Origin of the sequence: Oscillatoria sp. FACHB-1407 (genome assembly GCF_014697545.1) — a bacterium.
Taxonomy (GTDB): domain Bacteria; phylum Cyanobacteriota; class Cyanobacteriia; order Elainellales; family Elainellaceae; genus FACHB-1407.
Genome location: NZ_JACJSA010000014.1, coordinates 178,018 through 199,796, shown reverse-complemented (window position 1 = coordinate 199,796; position 21,779 = coordinate 178,018). Strand labels below are relative to the sequence as shown.

The window sequence follows — 21,779 nt, the reverse complement described above, 5'->3', positions numbered from 1 at the left end:
GCAGGTTGATGATTTACAACTCCCTCTATTAACGGATTCTCAACCTGAGCAATCAGATAATTCTTCTGGAGAGGAAACGATTTAGCGTTATGGGTTAGCTCGGATCTCGCATCTCTGGCAACCATCACCCGCAAGTAATTTGAGCCGTAACCTATGTCCTAAGCTTTCTAACCAAAGCTATAATTTCCATTCTTAAGGATCTTGGATTTAATAAATCCGCAAACTGTACGGGCGGGTTTAGCAGACCAATCTTTACCTTGTAATGGGTTTGACGGCAAACCCGCCCCTACCCAATATCGAACTTATTTAATTCCCATTCCTAAGCGATGAAGGACAGCTAAAGGCATCGCTAGACTATCCTCCTTAACCTTGAGGCTGTACCATAGGATTTTGCCTCTATCCTGTTTCCATCTCCACTTAAACAGGTGATGCCTGGACTATTACACTTCTTATGACTAAGGGTCTGTTCAACCCAAAAGACTACGAAATTTTTCTGCTTGATCTCAAAAGTCGCATTCGATCAGCCCAAATTAAGGCTGCACTTGCTGTTAATCGAGAACTGGTGTTGCTGTATTGGCAGATTGGACGCGACATTTTAGTTCGCCAAGAGCAAGCAGGGTGGGGGGCAAAAGTGATCCAGACTCTGTCAAACGACTTGAAGCAGGAATTCCCAGAAATGAAGGGGTTCTCTCGCTCTAACCTGCTCTATATGAGGGCTTTCGCTCAAGCCTTTCCAGATGAGCAAATTGTCCAAGAGGTGCTTGGACAAATTACCTGGTATCACAACATCGCTCTGCTCGATAAGCTCAAGTCGAATGAAGAGCGGCTATGGTATGCTCGCCAAACTGTGGAGCATGGTTGGAGTCGAAATGTGTTGGTGCATCAGATCGAGAGTGGCTTGTATCAACGAATGGGAGGAGCGATTACAAACTTCGATCGCGCCTTACCGCCCCCTCAATCCGACCTGGCAACTCAGCTGTTGAAAGATCCCTATCACTTAGACTTCTTAGATGTCACTTCATCAGTGCAGGAGCGGGAACTGGAGAAAGCGTTAGTTGATCGGATTCGAGAGTTTTTGCTGGAGTTAGGAGTGGGATTTGCATTTGTCGGTAGCCAATATCACCTTGAGGTAGACGGAGATGATTATTACATCGATCTCCTCTTCTACCACTTGAAGTTGCGTTGTTACGTTGTTATCGATTTGAAAGTAACCGAGTTTCAGCCAGAGTTCAGCGGCAAAATGAATTTTTATATTTCTGCTGTGGACGATTTGTTACGGCACCCAGAGGACAGAGCCACCATCGGCATTATTTTATGTAAAGGCAAGAAAAAAACAGCAGTAGAGTACGCATTGAGAGATGTTAACCGACCCATCGGAGTGTCAACCTACCAATTAAAAGATTCGCTACCAGAACCATTGAAACAAAGCCTGCCATCTGTGGAACAACTAGAAATGGAGATGGAGACAATCATTGCAGAGGTGGGAATGGTTGATAACAGTAATACAGCAGATAGCTGAGCTTTTGGTGTATTACTGAATTTGATGCATGCAGAACTTTGTGTTCGCAACACTAGTAGTATAGGTTTGGTCAGAAAGCTTAAGGCAAAGACAATGGCTCAAACCCGGATGTTGGGGAGGCTTTCTGACTTGTCTCCGCCCCATCAAATGTGGCTATGGCTATAACTCTGACGAAATTTCATACTGTTATCCTGCATCTAGAAACCACTCATAACCCAGTTGAAACTGTCGTTTACCATCCTGCTCGATGATGCTTCCGTGAGCCATAATGACCCGCTCAAAATTCCAGACGAGAATCCGTTGAATGGATCGTCGCACCTGTTCCTTGTCTCGTGTTGCAATTTTTTCTAGAAGTGATGGGCGCAATTGTTGATAATTGGAGGGTGCGATCGCCAACAACAAATCCGATATTCATTCTTGTCATTTAAACACTTCGCAATAATTGAATAGGCATCGCAATAATAGATGAGAGTTAATTGTGTTTATCCTAAATACTGTTATCTAGATAAGTATTGCAAAGCAAGCTAGAAGCATTTTCCGGAGTAGGGAACTAACTTTCTACTCACATTGGGAGTACTTTTACTTCTTTGCAATGTTATCTATCTGCTTACTTTGAATTTACCCTAACCAAAAGCAAACAGTAGTTTGAGGCAATCATTATGAGTAGCACTAATGTTCCCAGCACAAACATTCACACACCCTACCCCGATCGCCTCAGTGTTGATAATGCAGCCATGCTGCTAATCGACCATCAAGAAGGCTTTTTTGCAGGTATTAAGTCAATTGACACGGCGGAGTTGCGAAACAATATTATTGCCCTGGGAAAATTGGCGAAAGCTCTCAATATGCCAACCGTATTGACCAGCAGCTTTGCTCAAGGCATTAATGGCTCAATTATCCCTGAGTTGTTAGAGCTTTTCCCTGATCTGCCTGTGATTAATCGGCATTTGGTCAACGCCTGGGCTGACCCTGACTATGTTGCAGCAGTCAAAGCCACAGGACGCAAAAAGCTGATCATGTCTGCATTGACAACAGACGTTTGCCTGGTTTTTCCAGCAGTTGACGCTGCCAAAGAAGGATTTGAGGTGTATGCCGTTCTCGATGCATCGGGTGCCTGGAGCAAACGAGCAGAAGATGCCTGCATATTACGCATGAACAATGCAGGTGTGATCATGACGACCTGGGTTTCGGTTGCAGCAGAGTTATTGCATGACCATCTAGGTCCTTATAAGCAACCTGTTCAGGGTGTATTTAATGAGCACTTGTTTGGTTACAGTGCTGAGGGCAAACAAGATGGTGTAGTTCTGCAACCTGTTTAACTGTTCCCATGGATTTAGTTGCGTGACAATAGAAATTGCCAGGAGCATTTTTGTTTAGTGTGACATTGATTCTCCTGGCAATTGCAGTTCATGATGAAAGAAGTTATAAAGCCATTGAAAATCAGTTATTTCCTTGCATGGCTAATGCCTGCTTGGAACTTTTTTTCTTGTCAAGCGATACTTGCAACTGAAGTTACTCATTCGCTTACTACTATTTCAGACGTACAGCCAATTCAAGAATCTGACTTCAATACTTTAGTAAATTCTCCAAATGATTTAGCAGATGAAGTGACTTCAGTTGCTGAACTGTCGGATGTGCAATTAGGTGATTGGGAGCTACAAGCCTTAGAGTCTCTAGTGGAACGTTACCACTGTGTTGACGATTCTCCAGAGGTGCGTTACTATTCCAATCAATCAATGACACGTCACGAGTTTGCGACTGAACTCAATACATGTCTTGAAACGATCAGTGAACTCAATTCATCAGGCTTTAAAAGTTCGATTGTAGAAACAGATTTAATAGTTTTAGAACGCTTACAAACAAATTTTGCAACCGAGTTAGAAATCTTACAAGGGCAGATCGAAGGTTTAGAGGCACGAACAACATTAGTAGAATCACAGCAATTTTCTACTACAGTACAGCTACGGGGACAAGCCATCTTTGCAGTGACAGCAGGTAGTTTTAGTGGAGATGAATTGATCTCACCAACTGGAACGTTGATTGCTGACGACGACCCAAATGCTACCTTGATTAACCGTGTTTCTCTGTTCTTTAACGCAAGTTTTAATAATACTGACCAGTTACAAGTGCGATTAACCGCAGGTAGTGATGGAGCAGATGACCATCCTGCTGGACTACTTGAACCAAACTTTGCTAGCACTTTAGATTTTTCAGTACCAGGCCGAACTCAGTTTACGATAGGACGGTTATTTTACACTTTTAGTCCAATGGAAGACCTCAGCATTACAATTGGACCTAGAATTGTTGCAACCGACTACGTAGATAGAAACAGCTATGCGAATGCAAGCTATCTAGATTTCTCGACTCAAGCATTGGTCAACAATTTTGTTCTATTTACCCGTCCTGCTGGAGCAGGTGCAGTAATTGATTGGCAGCCAGAAGGCAGCCCATTCAAGCTACGAGGAGTTTATGTAGCTGGCAATGCCAATAGTTTTAGTACAAACGGCGAATCGGTAATTGATGGTCCAAGGGCACCTGTTCTATTGTTTCCAACACGCGGGGGCGAGGGTGGGCTGTTGGGTGATCCTTACGAAAGTATTATTGAGCTAGAGTACTCAATTGCAGATTTTGCCTTACGTCTCCAATACGCTAACGGCACTATTTTTGGTAGTCGGTTCAATGCTTTTGGTGCCAACTTTGAACTGGCGTTGTCACCAGAGATAGCCATTTTTGGTCGTTACGGATACGGCATATATCTGGATAGTACAGTGGGAGATGTCCATCCCAACTATTGGATGGGAGGTATTGCAGTTAGGGATGTCTTGACACCTGGGGCGATCGCAGGCATTGCAGTCGGTCAACCTTTTATTGAAGAGAGGGTAGGTAATGCATCACAGACTAACTTTGAAGCATTCTACAACTTTCCCATCAATGATCATGTTCGAGTGACACCTTTGATTCAAATCATTACGAACGCAGGCAACCAAAGTAGTAACGGTACGATTGTTACAGGCACTCTACGAACAGTGTTTGCATTTTAGAGATCCACTTGATCCTGAAAGCAGGGTGAAAGTTGCTACCCTTAACAGCCTGGAGCCAACTGAACCGATTAGGCTAAATTCGCGATCGCCTAATCTTTAAGTGGATCATGACCCCAGTTTTTGAGGGAATACCGCCAACGAGTATGTTCAATATCACCAGAGGGTTTTTGTGCTAGATGACGGTGAACATAACTCACGACACGGCGCATCTGGTTGTAGTCATCCTGGCTATAACTTGAACTTTTCTTGTGCAACAATTCCACGATATAACGACCAGATTGATGTCCAGTCGATTCATCACTTTCATGTTCTTTTATACCGACTGATTTAGAGTCTTCTGTTTTTAACCAACTCTCTAGTTCCTTTACAGACATGTTAACTGCTTCTCGGAACTCACGCAGTGTTGTCTCGTTTTCAGTTTGGGTATGCTGTGCCATAACTATGTTAAGGAATAGAAATTAAATAAGTTCGGTATTGGGTAGGGGCGGGTTTTGCTGTCAAATCTATAACAGGGCACAGATAGGTCTGCTAAACCCGCCCGTACAGTTTGCGGATTTATTAAATTCACCATCCTAAGAAGGTTGATGAGATTATTGATATGCCATCAGCTTGAGGCATATCTACAGTCAAAAGTTTTAAGTCTTTAGGCAGAAATGCCGTAATGTCCACCAGCAGCAATCAAGTAGCAATGACTCAACTTGAGCTATCTTTGGCAATTGTCTAATTAACCTAATCTAGAACGGTTAGCACAAAGTGCAACCATAAAGCAGTCACAGATTCCAATGTGACAGAGTTGCGATCGCTACTCTCGACAGCTACTGTACATTCTGACTGGCTTGAGAGAGCAGTTTACCGATTTGCTCAATTTTCACTGCAACCTCATTCGCTCCATCTTCACGAGCAGAATCTGCTGTCGCTGTAGTATCTTCCCCTAAATCCCGTAGAAGGTTCTCAAGCTCTGTCAGATTCCCATTGAGAATCGCTTGTTTGAGTTCCATTAAATCTTCAAAGATATCAGTCCCCTGGAGTTGATGCTCCCACCGCTCAATGATATTGATGGCTAGAGCGAGATCAACAGACGAAAGATCTTGTTGTAAGAGATTAATGGTGGAATCAAAATCAGTAGTTTGAGTTGTATCAGGCATTTTTATTACCGCAAAATCAACTAAGAGCAAAATCGACGTGAACAAAGCTATGTCATACCAATTCCATCTTGCTCAAAAGGAGTAGCAGGATCGTCAGCCTGTGGTTATAGGATCTATCGCAATTACCTAATTCTGAATTGGCTGAATGTTTAACTCTGCCTGCCATTGAGCCAGGGGTTTTTCCCAACCCTCTTCCCACTTCTGAGCAAAGAGTGGTTTGGCAGTTTTACCCATTTGCAATCCCTGAGCGATCGCCCCTAGCAATTGAGGTAATGTTTCGGGTGCCATGAGTGTGGCAGATATCAAACTATTCGCAATCAACATAGTTCCCAGGGGATAGGGAAACTGCGGCAAATGGAATGCCTGTAAACCAATCTCGCCGATTTCAGAGGTGTCAAATCCGGTGATGATATGCCAGAGATCGTGAGTCTGGCTCAGCCGTAACTCAACGTATTTAGCATCCGATTCGGTAGTCATTCCGGCGTGGAGGTTGGGATCAAACCCTGTTTTCTTCAGGTAAGCGGCGTAGATGTACCCCAGAGAATCAGAGGGATAGGTGAGGAGCCTATCCAGATCGTGGACAGGCGGAATGTAGCGATCGCGAATTAGGACAGCACAATCTGGATCTTGGTTTAAGTGGTGAGCCATGAGCGCATAAGCGGGAGTTTCCAACAACCCATCGGCTAATTCACCGACCGTTTTCAAGCTGTTATCTCCAAATAGCATGGACGTGAATGACTTAACAATCAGCACCTTTGCCAGAAATGACTTCAAGCCCTTGAGTATTGGATTTTGATTCTGTTTTGGGTCAGTAGTTACAGAAATATTGGAATTAGTCGAATGGATCAGTTGCATAAAAATTCACTCCAAAAACTTAATCGTTGACGCATTGCAAACTATCAAACACATTCAGAGATTTCTACCAAAGCAAGTCTTGAAGAAACCTATAGACACCGACAAAGTCAATCCTGGCGATCGCGCTGAAATAACGAACCTGCACACGAGTCCGTTCTACGCCAGATGTAAGAAACAACTTGAATGGGGCGATCACCAATACAAACCAGGGAGAACACTTGTAACGCACAAAACGAAACCCAATATAGCCATATTGCAGAAGGCAGCAAGAGCGCGTAGCACAGGCAGAACTGGCTTTTGGAGTCATCAGCAGATTCTGGGTCATAACATGACTCTCAGGGGGCGAACCGAGCTAAAATATGAGCATCACTCATGTTTCTATAATATGAGCAACCCTCATGTTTTGTCAAGCAGAATGTGAGTAATCCTCATGTATAGCAACTACCGAGGCAGTTGAGACGAGGGAATGTAGGAGTTGCGCCCCCAATCAAGGGATTCCACCCCTGCACACCGTCCTAACTAACCCTTGGTTGCTATATTTCTGAAAACCAGGGAGAACGCCCATGTCTGAACACTCTTCAACCGCAAGCGGAATGCGCCGCAAACCCAGGCAAGCCCGCAGTCAGGAGCGGGTCAATCGCATTCTGGATGTGGCAGAAGAACTGTTTGCGAGTCAGGGCTACGCCGCAACCACAACCAATGCGATCGCAACTCATGCCCAGGTTCCGATCGGGTCGCTCTACCAGTTCTTCCCAGACAAAACCGCAATTCTGCAAGCTCTGGCACTCCGCTATGCCGAAAAGCTGCATCAAGAGTTAGCGACCATTGATGAGGGTGAACTCGCCAAACTCTCTTTGTCAGATTACGTGAACACGCTGATTGATACCACCGATCGCTTCTTCACTGAAAACCCCAGCTACTACGCCATTTTTATGGAGGCTCAGGGAACAATCCGCGAATTGGAAGAAATCGACGAGGCAACTGATGCCAAGTTGATTCAGGATTTAGCAAGTTCCTTGGCTAATCGCGATGCAAGATTGAAACCTGCGGATTATGAGGCGATCGCCTTTGTGCTGGTCAAAACGATTGGTACATTACTGTGGCTCTCCCTCAGCCAGGAAAAAACGTTTCGGCAACGGTTGGTAAAAGAGACAAAACGGATTGCTTTAAACTACCTGAAAAGCTACTTTTCCTAAGTTCAACTCGTCGTAAATAAGGGTAGGAGTTTGGGGTGCAGGGGTGGAAACCCTGGCTGGGGGCACAGCCCCCACACCCCCCTTGTTTTATTTCCGAACCCGATCTGTGAATAGCAGTACTAAGTTCAATCTCGAGGTTGTTATAAATCTTGGCAACAGGACTGACATACGTTGAGGGATGCCAATTTCCGAAATGCTGGTTACCACCTTCAACAATTAAACTTCCTACAAAGCTATTGATGTAGCAAGAGCAAATCGGGCATCTGAAAGAGGGACTGGTAAACCAGCACAGCCCCACCGATCGCGGGTGAATCTCCTCCAAACTTAGAAACAGCTAACCGAAATCGGGCTGTTCGATCAAAGCGGTATCCGCTACCATCCGGTAGACATCCTTGCAGCACTTCATCCAACTGATGCTGCACATAGGGCACAAGCACCGCCAGTTGTCCTCCAAAAACGATGCGTTCCGGGTTGAGCACCCCCACCAACCCTCTCACTCCCCAACTGAGATAGATTCCCCAGTACTTAACGACTGTTTGAGCGATCGCCTCAGCTTGCTCTAACCGGGTTAGCAGTGTGTCGAGATCAATCCACTCACCGCTGTAATGGTGGTAAGCCTGCAATAGCCCGTCTTTGCTGCATAGAGCTTCAAACTTTCCAGACCATTCTCGCTGAGCTACATCCGCTACTTGAGGATCAATCATCAAATCAGAAACCTCGCACGCTGTACCTCCGGCTCCCCGAAACAAACGGTGATTTAAGACCATTCCTGCCCCGATGCCCACACCCAAGAATAAGTAGAGCAAACTATGACCGGGCATTGATCCACCCAGATACATCTCAACCAGTGCACCTGCATTTGCATCGTTCTCAATAAACAGTGGTAGATCGAACACCTTAAGATAGGGTCGTAGGTCTACCTGCTGCCAGTGCAATCTTGGTGCTCGAAGAACAATACCCTCACGATTTAAACTACCGGGAACCGTAATCCCAATTCCACGCGATCGCACTTTACCCTGTGGGTTAGCTTGCCAGAGGTGCTGAATAAGTTCGATGAGATGCTGTGTAACGCTGGACGGGTCAGTGTTTGGAATGGGGATTTGCACTCGATGCGTAACCTGAGCCGCCAAGTTGAGTTCGACTACTTGAATGCTCTCATCAGCGATCGCCGCACCAATAAAAAAGGCACCCTCTGGATTAAGTTCTAACTCCACTCCAGGTCGCCCCCCTTCTGGAGTAGATGCGGTTTCTTGCCCTTCCCGAATTAACCCCGCTGCAATCAATTCTGTTGTAATCACAGTCACAGTAGAACGAGTCAACCCTGTTCGGCGTGCAATGTGAGCACGGGTTAGCCGAGGATGATAGCGCAGCAAACCCAAGATTCGGGCAAAGTTGATTTGCTTGAGCAGGCTGGCATCGGTTGTTAGTGGTTTCTGACGAAGGTTTGTTTCCATAAGAAACTATCCACCGTTCAGTTTGTTTCAATGACAAACAATCATAAGGGTGTTTGTTTGTAAATCAAACAATCTAAGGTATAGGTGTGGTGTTAAGAGATTTAACAAATGAGAACCTTTCAACAACAACGCAACTACGAAAAGCTAGAGCAACTTCCACCCCAAATTGGAACCCTGATCCATCTAAAGCTTTATGGGCTTTGGCAAACCTGTCTGGGATTTTGGGAAACGGTTCCCAACGAACCTCGTGTACAGCAACGGTTTGATCAACGGGGTAATGTCTATTGGCATGTGTATGATCCGTCGCGTGATTGCACGTTAGATTTTGATGATGAGCAAAATCTGTTGGTCTGGCTCGACGAACAGCACTATCACAGAGCACAGCCCAACTTCTGACCCAAGACTTCACAACAATTCATCTTACGGAGAGAGAAGGTGCAAGACGTCAGTTAACTCTGACTAATTTGATACACACAACGTCGCTCTCCTGAAATAATATGCTCGACTCGTTGAATCGTTGTTTCATCTCCCAAAATAGCTTGAAAGATTTCTAATTCTTTCGCACAGAGTCCAGTACAAGCCGTTGCAGCCGCACAAATAGGGCAATGATTCTCAATCAACAAAAATGACCCGTCTGCCTGAGTTTGCACTTCTGCCATGTAACCTTCATGAGTGCGGATCTCAACCAGTTTATTCAAGCGTTGCTTGAGTGAACGCTTGCCTTTCATCTGCTGGTTGTAACTCTCAAGCTGTTGTTGAGAACGCACTTCTAGCAAACGGTCTAACCCTGCTTCGCCAAACGCTTGTTTGACGGAATTCAGCAAACTGAGAGTCAGTTCTGCATAACCATCAGGAAAGAAGCGATCGGCAGCAACAGTCAACTGCCACAGCTTGGCAGGTCGCCCCATGGGTCGGGGTTCTTCCTGATACGTTACCAATTGTTCATCTTGCAGAGCATAAAGATGCTGCCGCACTGCCATTGCCGTAATTCCCAGACGAGCAGCGAGGGTTTCTGCATCTAAACGACCTTCCTGCTTTAATAATTGCACGATCGCCCGTCGCGTCCGAACAGCCGTTTCTTGAGTTTGGGTCTTTTTTGCCATAGGTTGCGTTCTATCTATCTACAAAGTAAAGAAATATCTTTACAAAGTCAATGGCGATCGCCTATTCTTTTCCTAAAGATGTTTCTTTAGAAAGTTAGAACCTCTACACAGTCTGAACAATGGCAACTATTGTAATTTTTGGAGCCAGTCGGGGAGTTGGTTTGGGTTGCAGCATTGGTCTTCCTGATCCGGGAGACACGGTGTTTCTCATCTCCAGAACCCGTCCTCCCAGTCTTGATCGTTCTGACCAGATAACAAGAATTTGGATTCCAGCAGATTTGTCTATTCCCAAAATGGCTGCAACAACGGTATCGGAAGCAATTGGCGATCGTGCAGTTGATTTTCTGTTTTACAACGCTGGAATCTGGGAAAAGGATGCATTTGAGCCGGCCTATTCGTTTGAACAATCAACGATTGAGGAGATGGAACAAATTATTCAGGTCAATCTTTTAGCTGCGATTCTGTGTACTCATCAGTTGATTCCAAATCTAAAACGTTCAGTCAATCCCCGTGTTGTTTATATGAGTTCACTGTCAGGTCTTGATAATTCTGGTGCGCCTGAAGTCGCAAATACAGCCTCGAAGTTTGGATTACGGGGCGTTGTTCACGCCCTGCGAGAATGTTTGCGAGACTACCGCATCCCCGTGACTGCATTGAATCCAGGTAATATTGCAGCTGAAATTGACTATGACGCGGGTGCAGAAGCCGCCGTTCAAACCTACGATGGAACCCAGATTCCGATGCAGGATCTGGTTCTCCTCTTGCGATGTTTGCGGCAACTGACTCGTGTGTCTTGTGTGAAGGAAATTGATATTCCTGCAATGCCAGATCTATATGCCTAAAAGCTGAATGATACGCGATCGAGGCGAAGCACCACTTATATAACACTTATACAGTTGGTGCAGTTATACGATTTCTTTAGGAGGGGAAATGATGACTTAACAAATTCAGCGGATCAACCCAAAGGGACTGGTGGACTCTTCCCATTACGGATACGCCCAGATCACAGTGGTTCCTGCCGATACAAAGCTGGTGTGTGGCAGGGCAATTGGGTGAGGACGAAAATGGCAACTTTCCACAAGATTTTGAGCATTTTATGTTGTGGAAGGTGAGGTTGAACTTATTTTGGGCGATCGCCGCATCATTGCTGAACCCAAAACCTTTATCCTCGTGCCCGAAAATATACCGCACGGATTTTCTAACGCGGGTCAGACTCCGGCAACTTTGTTGATTTTATTCTGCCCTGCTGATTCGCGTGAGCAGTATTTTGAGGGATTGGCTGAACTGACGAAAGATGGACGGCAACCGAGCCAGGAAGAACTCCTCGACTTGATGCAACGGTTTGACCAGTATCCAGTTCCCAATGCAGGTTCTTAAATTGATGGTGACAATGCTGAGGGGGTTAGCAGATGATCATGACCGATGATGACAGGAACGCGAATGTTTTGCCACTTTACCCTAAAGCTCCATTGCTCTCTAGCGATCGCACCCAGTGGAGTGGACTTCATCTGGAATATCATCAGCAACCTCCCCATCAAGTTCCTGAGAATGCTTTAAACGAGTCTCAAATTATCATTCATACACAGCAATTATTGTCTCCCCTCGTTGAATACTTGCCGCCACAGCGTTTTGAATTTGAGCAAACAAAACCGGGAGATATTACAGTCATTCCGGCTCATGTCTATAACGGGGCGATATGGGAGAAGGAATGCCACTTTATTCTGCTTAAATTCAATTCAACCCTTTTTGAACAATACACACCTGAAAGGATCTCCACCAGCAATCCTGAACTCATTCCCAGTTTTAGCCGAGCTGATCCGCTCATTTATGGAATTGGGTGGGCACTCAAATCTGAGCTTGAGAATCATGAATCAGAAAATCATCTTTATGTTGAGTCACTCACGACAACACTTGTCACTCATTTATTACGCCACTATTCAACACAAAAGTTAATTAATCTACCACTCCAGGGATTATCCCAACAACAGTTGAAACAAGTCATGGCGTACATTGATCACCACTTGGATCAGAACTTGACGTTAATGTCTCTAGCGGCGATCGCTCACCTCAGTCCCAGTTATTTTTCTGCTTTATTCAAACAATCCACAGGACTCACTCCGCATCAATATGTGATTCAGTGCAGAATCAATCGAGCAAAACAATTGCTTTTGCAGGGAATGAGTGTAGCTGAGGTTGCCTTGAATCTAGGATTTAGCCATCAAAGCCATCTTAGCCGTCACTTCAAACGCTTAGTGGGGGTCACGCCTAAAGAATTTTTGAAACGTCAATCGGTGTAGATCGATGAGCATTAAGTCTTCTTCAAACCTCCAAGAATCAACGCGATCGCCGATTTCGTGAGTTCTTCAAGGGCTTCTGGTGTGCGCCATTGCCAATCGGGGTTCACGTTTCTGAGATTATTCTCCGCATTAAAGTAGAAAGTTGTGATTCCCATAATGTGGATCATCATCAACCAGGGATTGTGGGGGCAGAAATATCCTTCATCAATGCCTTTTTGTAAAAGCTGCATTCCCAGCCCGATTGGAGCCTCCCACCCGGTCAGCTTAAAATACTTTCCTTCATTCTGCATGGCTTCATGGAGCAGGATTTTTCCCTGATTGGGGTATGCCACCTCATGGGCGATCGCCGCTCGGATGACTTGCTTCAGTGCCTCTTCGGGGGAAAGTTCCTGCAAGTTCAACTGTGCAACCGTATTCAGAAATGTTGTGGCATGACGTTTTAGCACTGCCTGATAAAGTTCTTCTTTACTACCGAAGTAGTAGTAGATCATGGCTTTTGTCACGCCCGTTTTAGAGGCAATGACCTCGGTTCGTGCAGCCATTAAGCCAAAACGGGCAAATTCCTCCTCTGCCGCATCGAGAATTTGGGCTTTCGTTGCTTCTGCATCACGAGTTTGCCGCGTCGGAGATCGTCCTGTTTTTGCCGCCAACTTTACTACCTGCTCCACACTGTCCTTACTCAGGATACAGTGCCTTCCTTGCTACCGACTATCTTGACCTGCCACTCACATTTAGATTAACTAACTTGTTAGTTAGTTATTGACAGGAAAAGCCGCCTCTTCTTATACTAACTAACAGGTTAGTTAATTGCTCTTGCGTTGCTGGCTAGCCTGATACTGTCGTTCTTTTCCTACTACCATCATGACTACAACCTCGCAGAGACGCGAAAGCGTACGCGCTGACTTACCAGTGCGCGTCAATGTATGGGAGCAGTTTTGCAATTGGGTTACTAGCACCGAAAATCGCCTCTACGTGGGCTGGTTTGGCGTGCTGATGATCCCTACCCTGCTCTCTGCAACTGTTTGTTTTGTTCTCGCGTTTATTGCCGCCCCTCCGGTTGATATTGACGGCATCCGTGAACCCGTGGCTGGTTCGTTGCTGTATGGCAACAACATCATTACAGGTGCAGTTGTTCCGTCTTCTAACGCGATCGGGTTGCACTTTTACCCAATTTGGGAAGCCGCTTCTCTGGATGAGTGGCTCTACAATGGCGGTCCCTATCAATTAGTTGTGCTGCACTTTTTGATTGGGATCTTCGCGTACATGGGGCGCGAATGGGAGTTGAGCTACCGACTGGGAATGCGTCCCTGGATCTGTGTGGCGTATTCGGCTCCTGTTGCAGCGGCTACTGCGGTCTTTTTGATCTACCCGATCGGTCAAGGTTCCTTCTCCGATGGAATGCCGTTGGGCATCAGTGGAACGTTCAACTTTATGTTCGTGTTCCAGGCTGAACACAATATCCTGATGCATCCGTTTCACATGTTGGGTGTCGCAGGGGTGTTTGGCGGAGCCTTATTTAGCGCAATGCATGGTTCTCTGGTCACGTCTTCCCTTGTTCGGGAAACAACTGAAATTGAATCTCAGAACAACGGTTACAAGTTTGGACAAGAAGAGGAAACCTACAACATTGTGGCGGCTCACGGTTACTTCGGTCGCCTGGTTGGACGCACCAACGAAATTATTCTGGGGGTGAACGCTAATAGCCGCACCTTACACTTCTTCCTGGGTGCATGGCCTGTTGTTGGTATCTGGTTTACTTCATTGGGCATTAGCACAATGGCGTTTAACTTGAATGGGTTTAACTTTAACCAGTCAGTGTTAGACAGCCAGGGACGGGTGATCAACACCTGGGCGGATATCCTGAATCGCGCCAACCTGGGAATGGAAGTGATGCACGAGCGCAATGCTCATAATTTTCCCCTGGACTTAGCGGCAGGTGAAGCAATTCCGGTTGCGCTGAAAGCACCTTCACTGGTGAGTTAACAGGGCGATCGCGATCAGTAGATGTCGTTGTAAGTTAATGAGTGCTTAAAAGACAATGCTCCTCTTTTGGGGAGCATTTTTTTGATGCGTAAACGGTAAAAATTTACAGATACTTCTCCAGAATTAAATACCATAGGTAGTGTTTCAGATCTGTTGCCACTAACCCCCGGCTGTCGCCGTCCCCCTTGGTAAGGGGGACTACAGGGGGTCTTACAGAGGTTATCAACAGGTTTGGAACACCACCAAAACGTACCAATATCTACCCCCTTAAATCCACACACAACAACCTGCAACTGAAAAAGACAAGTGTGGATGAGCAGTGAATGAGCAAACGATCTGGTGTAATTACAACCTTAGCTTTTTTACAATTTTAATTGTTATTGACAATAGAAATTGTCATGATTAACATGAATGTATGAAAACGTTGCAACAGTTAGCCCAACGGGATTCCAGTTGGTCTTTGGAGGAGTTAGTGCAGGTCGCAAACGAGCTACTGCCCCAATTTCTGCCAGAGGAAAAAGCGCATACCAGGGTGCGGGAGGACGTTACTCCCAGGCTTGTCAGGCACTACACCAGCCAGGGAATGCTCGATGAGCCGTTTAAAGAAGGACGGGAAGCCCGATATATCTACCGCCATTTGCTACAAGTGTTGTTGGTACGGCGACTTCTCACCGAAGGCTATGGAGCCAGTGTGATTGATACGCTTGCTCGTTCAAAAAGTAATTCAGAATTGGAGGCACTACTACAAGGAGGAGTTCAGCTCACCGTTGCTCCGGCAAATCCAGCCCTGGCATTTCTGCAACAAGTCCAAAAAAGACAATCCGATGTCGCTCCGTCAATCTCTAAACTTCAGTCACCTTCAGAACTCGCCTCCTTATCCTCCGCTCAATCACCGCTCGCTCCATCCTCAACAACCCAGTGGATTCGTCAGGAAATTTTGCCCGGATTAGAACTTCACGTTCGTAGTGACTTTGTTTTGCCTTCGACTTCTCAGGAGCAGCAAAATTTGCTGCAACGAATACTTCAAACCCTCACTAAAATTTCAACTTTCAAGAGGAGGTCCTCCAAGCCATGATGCCTCAAATCAACATCATTCCCTTGCGCGCTGCTGTTGGCTTAAATCAACCGACTACCCTCGATTTGGTGATACGAATTACACCCCCACAAGCACCTGTTTCCACGACTCAGCGACCCACGCTCAATATTGGGTTTGTAATCGACCGTTCTGGCTCGATGGGCAGTCACAAAAAAATTGATTACGCAAGAGAGGCAGTTTGCTATGCAATTGAGCAACTTCTCCCCAGCGATCGCCTCAGTGTCACCATCTTTGATGATCAGGTACAGACTTTAATTCCAACCACTCTAGCCAATAACAAAGCGAGCTTGACCCGTTTGGTGAAGCAGGTACAACCCGGAGGCAGTACTGCTCTACACGCAGGTTGGGTTCAGGGGGGTATTCAGGTAAGTCAGGTTCTCACCGCTGAACTGAATCGGGTGATTCTACTGTCGGATGGCTTGGCAAATGTGGGCGAAACCAATCCAGACACGATCGCAACCGATGTGCATGGATTAGCGCAGCGGGGAGTCAGTACTTCCACAATGGGGTTGGGATATGACTATAACGAGGATTTGTTAGAAGCGATGGCTCGGAGTGGCGATGGCAACTACTACTACATTGCCTCTGCTGAGCAGTTACCCAGTATCTTTGAGCAGGAGCTTCAAGGACTGGCTTCGACGTTTGGGAAGAGTGTTGCGATCGCTATTGAACCGCAAGGAGAGGTCGTCGTTGCTGACGTTCTCAATGATCTGGATGTGGATAGCAAAGGATACTTTAAGCTCCCTAACCTGATCTTTGATAGTCCGATTGATCTCGTGGTTCGGTTGAAAATTCCTGCCTTAAATCAGGAAACGGAGCTATGCAGCTTCCGTTTGATGTGGACAGATAACGAGCAGCACCCCCAGGAAACCCAAGCCGTTCTTCAGCTTCCAGTGGTTACGAATCATCAACTTGAAGCATTTCCATTGAATCAGGAGGTGCAGCAGCAGGTCGCGTTGATGATGGCTGCACGGGCAAAGAAGGAGGCAGTGCGCCTGGTGGATCGAGGAGACTATGGAGCAGCGAGCGGAGTCCTTCAAGAGATGAGCCTGGAACTGTTGAGCGTCAACTCACCCATGTCTGCTCCAGAAGCGGCAGCCCTCCAGGACTTGGATCAGGAATTAAAGAAACGCAACTTTTCTAGCTATCGCAAGATGGCTTCCCATCAGGCTTATACCCGCAGCGGTAGACGGAGTAGTGGGCACACCAGTTTATTTTATGCCTTTGATCGGGGTCCCCAACTCGGTGATATCGCTCAACAAGATACAGAGGCGATCGTCAATTCAACCGATCGCTATCTGTCTGACAATGGTGCAATTTCCAGTGCCATTCATCGCGCAGCGGGATCTGAATTATTGGATGCCTGTCGGCAATTGAATGGGTGTAACGAAGGAGAAGCTAGAATCACCCCTGGATTCAAATTGGCTGCACTGTATGTTATCCATACCGTTTGTCCGGCGTGGCAGGGGGGTAATCACGGCGAGGAGGATCTGCTAGCACAGTGCTATCGGAGTTGCCTCGAACTCGCAGTATCCCAAGGTCTTTACTCAATCGCATTTCCAGCAATTGGGACAGGTGCGCTCGGTTTTCCGGGCGATCGCGCTGCTCGAATCGCCTTTGAAACGGTGAGCCAATTCTTGCTTGGTCATACCGCGATCGGCACTGTTCGGTTCGTTTGTTCTGACCCAAAAACACTGCACTACTACAAAACAGAATTTCAGCGGATTGCGGGCTTGTGATCCCAGGAGGTTTTAGACTACACAGTTGTTTGAGCTACGCAACCTTTAAATTTTCGAGTGTTTGAATGATTGCTACTGCATTCGCAACTCCATTTTCGGCTCTCATTTTTTCTCCTAAACTCGCTGCCCGCTGACCCATTGAGCGATCGCCCACCGCTGTTTGAATCGCTTCTGCTAGCCGTTCCACCGTAAGCCGTTTGCGGGGAATGGGGGCTGTTCCTACGCCTAGGTCTGCCACCCGTTGCCCCCAAAAGCCCTGATCGCCAAAAAATGGAACAATCACTGTCGGAACGCCTGCCCGAAGTCCTGCGGCGGTTGTCCCGGCTCCTCCATGATGAACCACTGCCGCAACTCGTGGAAATAGCCACGCATGGGGAACCGAATTGACGAGAAAAGCGGTGTCTGGCAGGTTTTCGGTTCGCATTCCACTCCACCCAGCCGATAGAATCGCCCGTTGTCCCGTCTTCCCAAGGGCTTGCAACACCAGATCGGCAGTTTCCTCAGGGTTGCGATTGCCCATACTGCCAAAGCCGATGTACACCGGAGGCGAACCCGCTTGCAAAAAGTTCTCCAGGTCAGGAGGGGGAGTCCAATCAGGTGCAGCATCCAAAAACCAATAGCCTGTGACAAAGGTATTTCGCCAATCTGACGGCTTCGCAATCACAGCAGGGCTGAACCCATAGAGGGTTGGTAAACGATGCAAATAGGGGGACTGGTGAGGACCGAAAAACGAAGCTGCGGGTAAGTTGAGAACTTGCTGACGGGCAGCGGTATCGCCAGCACGAGAGCCTTGCCAGATGATTTGACGTAACGCTTGATGGGAGAGCCAGTTCACCATTCCGCCCAAGCGGTCGATCGATGGCGGAAACAAAATCCCTGGAAAGGTTGTGGTTGGCGTAAAGGGAAACACAAAGGCTTGCAGCAGCGGAATGTCTAGCTTTTCTGCGATCGCCAGTGCCAGATAAAGCCCTCCCACACCCGCGATCAGTAAATCCATACCTCGACAAGCTTCTAGCCCTGCCTGTGCCCATCCGATGGCGACCTGTTTGCTTTCTTTTGCCGTCCGTAAGGTGAGTGTAATGAAATTCCCTTTCTCGGCAAGTTCGCGCATTTCTGGCGTTTCAATCAGTTCTTGTACATTTCCCTGCATGGGATAAAACGTCAGTCCGTGAGACGTGGCTAATCCCTCAAAGTTCTCATGGGTCAGCAACCGGACATCGTAACCTGCCGCTTTTAGCCCTTTCCCTAAGGCAACGTAAGGTTGGACATCTCCCTGACTCCCCAAAGCAATGATGGCAATACGCATCGCGGGTGCCTCCTATTTTGATGGACTGGAGCTTACAGATCAAGAATGACGTTTATGTCATTTTGACAATAGCGTCATTTTGATGAAGGTGTCAACAGCAGGGTATGCTAGGGTCGGTATCATTCAAAGCAAGCTGCATGAAGCCCTCTCGTCGAGCCTCCATTGGCATGGAAAAACGGGAACGGACGCGATCGCATCTCATCGAGTCCGCCTATCGGGTCTTTGCGCGTAAAGAAACGGATGCAGTCACCATTGACGACATCATTGCCGAGGCAGGCGTTTCCAGGGGAACGTTTTACAACTATTTCCAGACCCGTGAGGATGTATTGAGAGCCGTTGCCGCATCCTTAAGTGACGTGATGAATCAAAAGATTTGGGCACAATATGCAGCGATCGCAGACCCCGCTGAACGAATGGCGATCGGTTTGCGTCAGTTTCTCCACCAAGCCATGCGCGATGCGACGTGGGGATGGGTGATTGTTCGCATTGGCTTAGTCGCAGCCCCTTTGAGTGAAACGATCGAACGGGGTTTGATGTCGGATTTAGAAGCGGGAATACGGCTGAAGCGATTTCAGGTGGAGAGTACACAAGCGGCGATCGATCTGGTTTTAGGAACAGCACTGATGGCAATGCGCACCATTCTGGAAGGACATAGCGAACTTCACTACCCAGAACAAGTAACGAAGTTAATTCTCAAATCATTGGGGGTTGATAGCGATGACGCAGATGCGATCGCGTTCAAAGTGCTGGAGCCTCTGCCAGAAACATAATATGAGGTATCACGAGAATGATCTGGAGTATGTGTGATGGCAAAGCCCAAAATTTATGAGGGTGGTTGTTTGTGTGGAAATATTCGTTTTGTGGCAACTGGACCCGCGCTCAAGCCCCACACCTGCTCCTGTCGGCAATGCCAACAGCATTCGGGATCACTGACGCAAATGTGGGTCGAATTCTCGCAAAATCAGGTTGAATGGACAGGACCCGGTGGAGCACCTGCTAAGTGGCGATCGTCTGAGTGGTCAAGCCGTGCCTTTTGCCCAGTCTGCGGCAGCACAATTGGAGCGATCGACGATAAGCCAACATTGGCGATCGCGGTCGGAACATTTGATTCACCCAACCGCCAGGAACTTGCGCCGTTGTCCCATTCCTATGTTTCAAAACGTCCAAAATGGTGGGGCATTTGTGATCCGAGAGATGCTTCATCAGCCCATTAAGAGTTAATTTATAAAGTAAATCTTAAGGTCTAGAACATTGGATATCGCTTGACCCCCCCTACCCCCCTTGAAAAGGAGGGAACCCAGGCAAGAGACTGAAGTCCCCCTTAAAAAGGGAGACTTCAGGGGGATCAAAAACTTTGTTTATGAATCAGCTCTAAGAATCTCTGGGGTTTCTACCAGAAAAAACCGATCCGGTTCCTGTGGTTCCAGAGTGCCAAAATTCCTTGAAGGTTGCATCCAGGATTGCCGCTCTTTAGATGAACAGGCTTTGAATGTGCCACGCACGGATGAATCATCCGATCAGTAAAGCGTTACTCATGAGAAGGTGCGTTTAACCGAGCAGCAACCTTCTGGGTCTGAGTCTGAAAGGCATCCAGAAGAGGCTTACCCAACTGCATGAGCGATCGCACAACCTCCTCACCCGCTGTTTCTGGCGTGCCTGCATTAAAAGGCGGTTCAGGCGTATATTCCATCATCAGTTGAGTCATCTTTGCAACCTGCTCTCCGCACAGCAACCCCAATAATGTCAACCCAAAATCAATTCCTGAAGTGACTCCTGCGCCTGTAACTCGATTGCGATCGATCACCACTCGGTGCGGGACAACTTCAACGCCAAGCATTGCCAGTTGGTCTCGAAATGCCCAGTGACATGTAGCTTGATAGCCTTGCAGTAGACCCGCCGCCGCTAAAATCAGTGAACCTGTACAGACACTCGTCACATACTGAGCGGTGATACTTTGTTGTTTCAAAAAGTGCAGAATTTCATCATCTTGCACCACTTCGACTTGTCCGATGCCACCACCGGGGACACAAATTACATCTAACGGTGGGCACTCTGCCAGAGTCGTCGTTGGAGTCAGGATTAAGCCTTCATTGCTGACTACAGGAGACAATGTTTTCCAGATGAGGTGAACCTGGGTATTGGGCGGAAATGCCAGAACTTGGTAAGCACCCATCACGTCCAGTTGAATGACTCCGGGATAGATCAAAAAGCCGATTTGTAGCGGATTCATGGTTCACAGTTGCCTGAGGTGTCTTCATTGTGGAACGATTGTAGGGAAAGCTTCTCAGCTTCGATAGTCCTCAAGTGGGTACACTTTCAGTCCAACAATGGCTCATTCTCTACACCCTTTGTTTCAAGCGATCGCTACTGCTCCCACCGAAGCGGCATTGTGCGATCGCTTTATGGATGGCGTTAGTGACTATTTTGGGGTGCAACGGTGGGGAATTTACCTGCTAGAGGATGAGAACCGTCTAGCCAGTTTTGATGTGGTTGGGGTCTCTGACGCTTTTGTGGAGCGATATGAGCAAATTGGCAGAGCCGTTGACCCCGTATTGCAGTATGTTCTGGCGAATCACGCTCCAGCCCATGAGGAGTTAGTGTTACCGACGGGGACGTGGAAACAGAGTGAACTCTATCAACGGTGTTGCGCTGAATATGACCACGAACACATCATGACAGGACCCGTTGTGGGAAGTGGTCAGTTAATTGGTACGATTCACTTTGCTCGCGTGGGACAAACACCCGCCTTTAATCCTCACGAGTTGGCAAGTTTGGGAGCCGTTTGCTCCCATCTCTCCGCCTGTCTTGCGGGGCTACGAAAACCAGCCTCACCCCCTCCAAACCTACTTTCCCATTGTCTGACGCCACGCGAGATTCAGATTGCCAGGTTGGTTGCTGAAGGACTAACCAATGCTGAGATTGGGGCAGAGCTTTGGATTACTCAGAATTCGGTGAAACAGGCGTTGAAGCGAATGTTTCGCAAGCTAGGGGTTTCCGCTCGTACAGAAATGGTCGCAAAATTGAGGGATATCCTGCAAGAATAAG

Annotated in this window: 24 protein-coding genes; 14 read left to right on the top strand and 10 right to left on the bottom strand. The window is 47.2% G+C overall.

What is annotated here, in order from left to right:
- Positions 1 to 451 precede the first annotated feature (451 nt).
- Positions 452 to 1,519, top strand: coding sequence for a PDDEXK nuclease domain-containing protein (locus tag H6G89_RS22020; RefSeq protein ID WP_190510370.1), 1,068 nt, complete (start codon positions 452 to 454; stop codon positions 1,517 to 1,519).
- A 186-nt stretch (positions 1,520 to 1,705) separates the two neighbouring features.
- Here the strand turns inward: H6G89_RS22020 and H6G89_RS22015 are convergent, their stop codons facing one another.
- Positions 1,706 to 1,921, bottom strand: a complete 216-nt coding sequence (locus H6G89_RS22015) for a hypothetical protein (protein WP_190510368.1) — start codon at positions 1,919 to 1,921, stop codon at positions 1,706 to 1,708.
- A 257-nt stretch (positions 1,922 to 2,178) separates the two neighbouring features.
- On the opposite strand from H6G89_RS22015, the gene H6G89_RS22010 reads away from it, so the two are divergent.
- Both H6G89_RS22010 and H6G89_RS22005 read left to right on the top strand, forming a co-directional pair.
- The gene (locus H6G89_RS22010; protein WP_190510366.1) at positions 2,179 to 2,838 is read left to right on the top strand and encodes an isochorismatase family protein; all 660 of its coding nucleotides are present in this window, start codon (positions 2,179 to 2,181) and stop codon (positions 2,836 to 2,838) included.
- 90 nt (positions 2,839 to 2,928) lie between these two features.
- The gene (locus tag H6G89_RS22005) at positions 2,929 to 4,560 is read left to right on the top strand and encodes an iron uptake porin (RefSeq protein ID WP_190510364.1); all 1,632 of its coding nucleotides are present in this window, start codon (positions 2,929 to 2,931) and stop codon (positions 4,558 to 4,560) included.
- 89 nt (positions 4,561 to 4,649) lie between these two features.
- Here H6G89_RS22005 and H6G89_RS22000 read toward each other — a convergent pair whose 3' ends face one another.
- The 4 genes from H6G89_RS22000 to H6G89_RS21985 all read right to left on the bottom strand — a co-directional run bounded on the left by H6G89_RS22000 (position 4,650) and on the right by H6G89_RS21985 (position 6,885).
- Positions 4,650 to 4,997 carry a DUF3140 domain-containing protein gene (locus H6G89_RS22000; protein ID WP_190510361.1) on the bottom strand — a complete coding sequence of 116 codons (348 nt, stop codon included), beginning with the start codon at positions 4,995 to 4,997 and terminating at the stop codon, positions 4,650 to 4,652.
- A gap of 378 nt (positions 4,998 to 5,375) precedes the next feature.
- Entirely contained in the window at positions 5,376 to 5,705 is a 330-nt protein-coding gene (locus H6G89_RS21995) for a hypothetical protein (protein WP_190510359.1), read from the bottom strand.
- 126 nt (positions 5,706 to 5,831) lie between these two features.
- Complete coding sequence (locus H6G89_RS21990) at positions 5,832 to 6,560, bottom strand: Coq4 family protein (RefSeq protein ID WP_190510357.1); 729 nt, start codon at positions 6,558 to 6,560, stop codon at positions 5,832 to 5,834.
- Between the two features lie 64 nt (positions 6,561 to 6,624).
- A complete protein-coding gene (locus H6G89_RS21985) occupies positions 6,625 to 6,885 on the bottom strand; it encodes a hypothetical protein (protein ID WP_190510354.1) in 261 nt (86 codons plus the stop codon).
- 238 nt (positions 6,886 to 7,123) lie between these two features.
- Between H6G89_RS21985 and H6G89_RS21980 the strand changes: the two genes are divergently transcribed.
- Positions 7,124 to 7,756, top strand: coding sequence for a TetR/AcrR family transcriptional regulator (locus H6G89_RS21980; protein ID WP_190510352.1), 633 nt, complete (start codon positions 7,124 to 7,126; stop codon positions 7,754 to 7,756).
- 233 nt (positions 7,757 to 7,989) lie between these two features.
- Here H6G89_RS21980 and H6G89_RS21975 read toward each other — a convergent pair whose 3' ends face one another.
- Positions 7,990 to 9,210 carry an ROK family transcriptional regulator gene (locus H6G89_RS21975; protein ID WP_190510350.1) on the bottom strand — a complete coding sequence of 407 codons (1,221 nt, stop codon included), beginning with the start codon at positions 9,208 to 9,210 and terminating at the stop codon, positions 7,990 to 7,992.
- A gap of 108 nt (positions 9,211 to 9,318) precedes the next feature.
- Here H6G89_RS21975 and H6G89_RS21970 point away from each other — a divergent pair, with 108 nt between their 5' ends.
- Positions 9,319 to 9,606: a hypothetical protein gene (locus tag H6G89_RS21970; protein WP_190510348.1), complete on the top strand. Its 288-nt coding sequence runs from the start codon at positions 9,319 to 9,321 to the stop codon at positions 9,604 to 9,606.
- A gap of 53 nt (positions 9,607 to 9,659) precedes the next feature.
- Here the strand turns inward: H6G89_RS21970 and H6G89_RS21965 are convergent, their stop codons facing one another.
- The gene (locus H6G89_RS21965) at positions 9,660 to 10,313 is read right to left on the bottom strand and encodes a helix-turn-helix transcriptional regulator (protein ID WP_190510346.1); all 654 of its coding nucleotides are present in this window, start codon (positions 10,311 to 10,313) and stop codon (positions 9,660 to 9,662) included.
- A gap of 119 nt (positions 10,314 to 10,432) precedes the next feature.
- Between H6G89_RS21965 and H6G89_RS21960 the strand changes: the two genes are divergently transcribed.
- The 3 genes from H6G89_RS21960 (at position 10,433) to H6G89_RS21950 (ending at position 12,610) form a co-directional block, all read left to right on the top strand.
- Positions 10,433 to 11,155 (top strand): SDR family NAD(P)-dependent oxidoreductase, encoded by a 723-nt coding sequence (locus tag H6G89_RS21960; RefSeq protein WP_190510344.1) that lies wholly within the window; start codon positions 10,433 to 10,435, stop codon positions 11,153 to 11,155.
- Between the two features lie 259 nt (positions 11,156 to 11,414).
- A complete protein-coding gene (locus tag H6G89_RS21955) occupies positions 11,415 to 11,690 on the top strand; it encodes a cupin domain-containing protein (protein ID WP_199336867.1) in 276 nt (91 codons plus the stop codon).
- Positions 11,691 to 11,728: 38 nt separating this feature from the next.
- The gene (locus H6G89_RS21950) at positions 11,729 to 12,610 is read left to right on the top strand and encodes a helix-turn-helix transcriptional regulator (RefSeq protein WP_199336866.1); all 882 of its coding nucleotides are present in this window, start codon (positions 11,729 to 11,731) and stop codon (positions 12,608 to 12,610) included.
- Between the two features lie 11 nt (positions 12,611 to 12,621).
- Here H6G89_RS21950 and H6G89_RS21945 read toward each other — a convergent pair whose 3' ends face one another.
- Entirely contained in the window at positions 12,622 to 13,278 is a 657-nt protein-coding gene (locus tag H6G89_RS21945) for a TetR family transcriptional regulator (protein WP_199336865.1), read from the bottom strand.
- A gap of 193 nt (positions 13,279 to 13,471) precedes the next feature.
- On the opposite strand from H6G89_RS21945, the gene psbA reads away from it, so the two are divergent.
- The 3 genes from psbA (at position 13,472) to H6G89_RS21930 (ending at position 17,428) form a co-directional block, all read left to right on the top strand.
- Entirely contained in the window at positions 13,472 to 14,593 is a 1,122-nt protein-coding gene (psbA, locus tag H6G89_RS21940; RefSeq protein WP_190510340.1) for a photosystem II q(b) protein, read from the top strand.
- Between the two features lie 415 nt (positions 14,594 to 15,008).
- Positions 15,009 to 15,668, top strand: coding sequence for a MerR family transcriptional regulator (locus H6G89_RS21935; RefSeq protein ID WP_190510338.1), 660 nt, complete (start codon positions 15,009 to 15,011; stop codon positions 15,666 to 15,668).
- Complete coding sequence (locus H6G89_RS21930) at positions 15,665 to 17,428, top strand: macro domain-containing protein (protein ID WP_190510336.1); 1,764 nt, start codon at positions 15,665 to 15,667, stop codon at positions 17,426 to 17,428. The genes H6G89_RS21935 and H6G89_RS21930 overlap by 4 nt, the downstream gene beginning before the upstream one ends.
- 34 nt (positions 17,429 to 17,462) lie before the next feature.
- Here the strand turns inward: H6G89_RS21930 and H6G89_RS21925 are convergent, their stop codons facing one another.
- Positions 17,463 to 18,734 carry a glycosyltransferase gene (locus H6G89_RS21925; RefSeq protein WP_190510334.1) on the bottom strand — a complete coding sequence of 424 codons (1,272 nt, stop codon included), beginning with the start codon at positions 18,732 to 18,734 and terminating at the stop codon, positions 17,463 to 17,465.
- Positions 18,735 to 18,871: 137 nt separating this feature from the next.
- Here H6G89_RS21925 and H6G89_RS21920 point away from each other — a divergent pair, with 137 nt between their 5' ends.
- Both H6G89_RS21920 and H6G89_RS21915 read left to right on the top strand, forming a co-directional pair.
- Positions 18,872 to 19,504 (top strand): TetR/AcrR family transcriptional regulator, encoded by a 633-nt coding sequence (locus H6G89_RS21920; RefSeq protein WP_190510332.1) that lies wholly within the window; start codon positions 18,872 to 18,874, stop codon positions 19,502 to 19,504.
- Positions 19,505 to 19,540: 36 nt separating this feature from the next.
- Complete coding sequence (locus H6G89_RS21915; RefSeq protein WP_190510330.1) at positions 19,541 to 19,948, top strand: GFA family protein; 408 nt, start codon at positions 19,541 to 19,543, stop codon at positions 19,946 to 19,948.
- 314 nt (positions 19,949 to 20,262) lie between these two features.
- Here the strand turns inward: H6G89_RS21915 and H6G89_RS21910 are convergent, their stop codons facing one another.
- The gene (locus H6G89_RS21910; RefSeq protein WP_190510328.1) at positions 20,263 to 20,964 is read right to left on the bottom strand and encodes a DJ-1/PfpI family protein; all 702 of its coding nucleotides are present in this window, start codon (positions 20,962 to 20,964) and stop codon (positions 20,263 to 20,265) included.
- A gap of 97 nt (positions 20,965 to 21,061) precedes the next feature.
- On the opposite strand from H6G89_RS21910, the gene H6G89_RS21905 reads away from it, so the two are divergent.
- On the top strand, positions 21,062 to 21,778 hold the full coding sequence (locus H6G89_RS21905) for a LuxR C-terminal-related transcriptional regulator (protein WP_190510326.1): 717 nt from the start codon (positions 21,062 to 21,064) through the stop codon (positions 21,776 to 21,778).
- Position 21,779: the final 1 nt, after the last annotated feature.

Coding starts and splice junctions, on each gene's coding strand:
- H6G89_RS21970 (WP_190510348.1), top strand. CDS start 9,319: ATGAGAACCTTTCAACAACAACGCAACTACGAAAAGCTAGAGCAACTT.
- H6G89_RS22010 (WP_190510366.1), top strand. CDS start 2,179: ATGAGTAGCACTAATGTTCCCAGCACAAACATTCACACACCCTACCCC.
- H6G89_RS21965 (WP_190510346.1), bottom strand. CDS start 10,313: ATGGCAAAAAAGACCCAAACTCAAGAAACGGCTGTTCGGACGCGACGG.
- H6G89_RS22020 (WP_190510370.1), top strand. CDS start 452: ATGACTAAGGGTCTGTTCAACCCAAAAGACTACGAAATTTTTCTGCTT.
- H6G89_RS21975 (WP_190510350.1), bottom strand. CDS start 9,210: ATGGAAACAAACCTTCGTCAGAAACCACTAACAACCGATGCCAGCCTG.
- H6G89_RS22005 (WP_190510364.1), top strand. CDS start 2,929: ATGATGAAAGAAGTTATAAAGCCATTGAAAATCAGTTATTTCCTTGCA.
- H6G89_RS22000 (WP_190510361.1), bottom strand. CDS start 4,997: ATGGCACAGCATACCCAAACTGAAAACGAGACAACACTGCGTGAGTTC.
- H6G89_RS21930 (WP_190510336.1), top strand. CDS start 15,665: ATGATGCCTCAAATCAACATCATTCCCTTGCGCGCTGCTGTTGGCTTA.
- H6G89_RS21920 (WP_190510332.1), top strand. CDS start 18,872: ATGAAGCCCTCTCGTCGAGCCTCCATTGGCATGGAAAAACGGGAACGG.
- psbA (WP_190510340.1), top strand. CDS start 13,472: ATGACTACAACCTCGCAGAGACGCGAAAGCGTACGCGCTGACTTACCA.
- H6G89_RS21950 (WP_199336866.1), top strand. CDS start 11,729: ATGACCGATGATGACAGGAACGCGAATGTTTTGCCACTTTACCCTAAA.
- H6G89_RS21995 (WP_190510359.1), bottom strand. CDS start 5,705: ATGCCTGATACAACTCAAACTACTGATTTTGATTCCACCATTAATCTC.
- H6G89_RS21980 (WP_190510352.1), top strand. CDS start 7,124: ATGTCTGAACACTCTTCAACCGCAAGCGGAATGCGCCGCAAACCCAGG.
- H6G89_RS21985 (WP_190510354.1), bottom strand. CDS start 6,885: ATGACCCAGAATCTGCTGATGACTCCAAAAGCCAGTTCTGCCTGTGCT.
- H6G89_RS21915 (WP_190510330.1), top strand. CDS start 19,541: ATGGCAAAGCCCAAAATTTATGAGGGTGGTTGTTTGTGTGGAAATATT.
- H6G89_RS21910 (WP_190510328.1), bottom strand. CDS start 20,964: ATGAATCCGCTACAAATCGGCTTTTTGATCTATCCCGGAGTCATTCAA.
- H6G89_RS21925 (WP_190510334.1), bottom strand. CDS start 18,734: ATGCGTATTGCCATCATTGCTTTGGGGAGTCAGGGAGATGTCCAACCT.
- H6G89_RS21935 (WP_190510338.1), top strand. CDS start 15,009: ATGAAAACGTTGCAACAGTTAGCCCAACGGGATTCCAGTTGGTCTTTG.
- H6G89_RS21905 (WP_190510326.1), top strand. CDS start 21,062: ATGGCTCATTCTCTACACCCTTTGTTTCAAGCGATCGCTACTGCTCCC.
- H6G89_RS21960 (WP_190510344.1), top strand. CDS start 10,433: ATGGCAACTATTGTAATTTTTGGAGCCAGTCGGGGAGTTGGTTTGGGT.
- H6G89_RS21990 (WP_190510357.1), bottom strand. CDS start 6,560: ATGCAACTGATCCATTCGACTAATTCCAATATTTCTGTAACTACTGAC.